General features: G+C 55.7%; 1 protein-coding gene. It reads right to left on the bottom strand.

Translation table 11 applies throughout. The features are described 5' to 3' along the window. Nucleotides 1–206 precede the first annotated feature (206 nt). Nucleotides 207–662, bottom strand: a complete 456-nt coding sequence (locus GWC77_RS28015; RefSeq protein ID WP_173262815.1) for a hypothetical protein — start codon at nucleotides 660–662, stop codon at nucleotides 207–209. Nucleotides 663–924 lie beyond the last annotated feature (262 nt).

Raw genomic sequence — 924 nt, 5'->3', positions numbered from 1 at the left:
AGCCTCAGACCATCAGAAATCCCTGAAATGAGGCCCAGATTTCCATATCCCGAAAAATCGACTGGCTCGACGAGCCGACGAAAGGTACGCGCTCGCTGACGAGGGGTATTTCAGCAAGCTGTTAGGCGACTGTGGCTATGGGGCCCTGTATCGCTTTCCCGCATCGGAACCGCATCGATAAATCTCAAGCATTGCTTCGCTACATGTTACGACAGCAAAGACTTAATTTGCTGCCACCGCTTAGTCGCCACATCCGGCAGCGGTCTGGACGTTGTCAAACGCGACAACAACCGCGACAGGCCCGTTCTCTCATGCTCAAGGTAAGCCTCGATCTCTTTCACGACGGTGTCTCGTGCCCACCCTTCCATTTCGGGTATGGCGAGCGGAGAAAGATTACTGCGAAAAACCGGTGCCACTTCCTCGCGGAGTACCTTTTCGAGTTCGGCGAGTGAGTAACCGGACACGCGCAGCGTTTCGGCAATTCCGGCGTAGTCGTAACCTTGCAGTTCCTTGCCCACAAACAGTTCCGAAAGCGCTTCCCATACGGGCGCGCGGCGTTTGAGGTTCAACGTTTCGGTCACGATGATTACCTGGTGGGGCGTGGGTAGAATGTGCCTCTCCGAAAGCTCGGCAACGCTGCGCCCGTCGCGCTCCGTTCGCATTGCATGTGCTCGGGCCGTTGGACTGCAGCGTCTCCGTGCCAACTCCATGATTTGATTTCACATTGGAGTTGACCCGGTTTCGTGGACACCTATCCTTTGGAACAGGAGGTGCCTGCCATGGGAAAGCACCACAACCTGTGGCGCGACAATCTGGATGAGAGACGCGCGACAAACAAGATGAGAATGTCGCGGCGAGGTTGATGATGCCGATGTTGATTGACGCTGACAAGCGTTTGTTGATTGACGCGCGGCGCATGTTGCA

The sequence above is a fragment of the Paraburkholderia sp. NMBU_R16 genome, assembly GCF_013282575.1.
GTDB lineage: Bacteria > Pseudomonadota > Gammaproteobacteria > Burkholderiales > Burkholderiaceae > Trinickia.
This window is presented reverse-complemented; position numbering and strand designations above follow the sequence as displayed.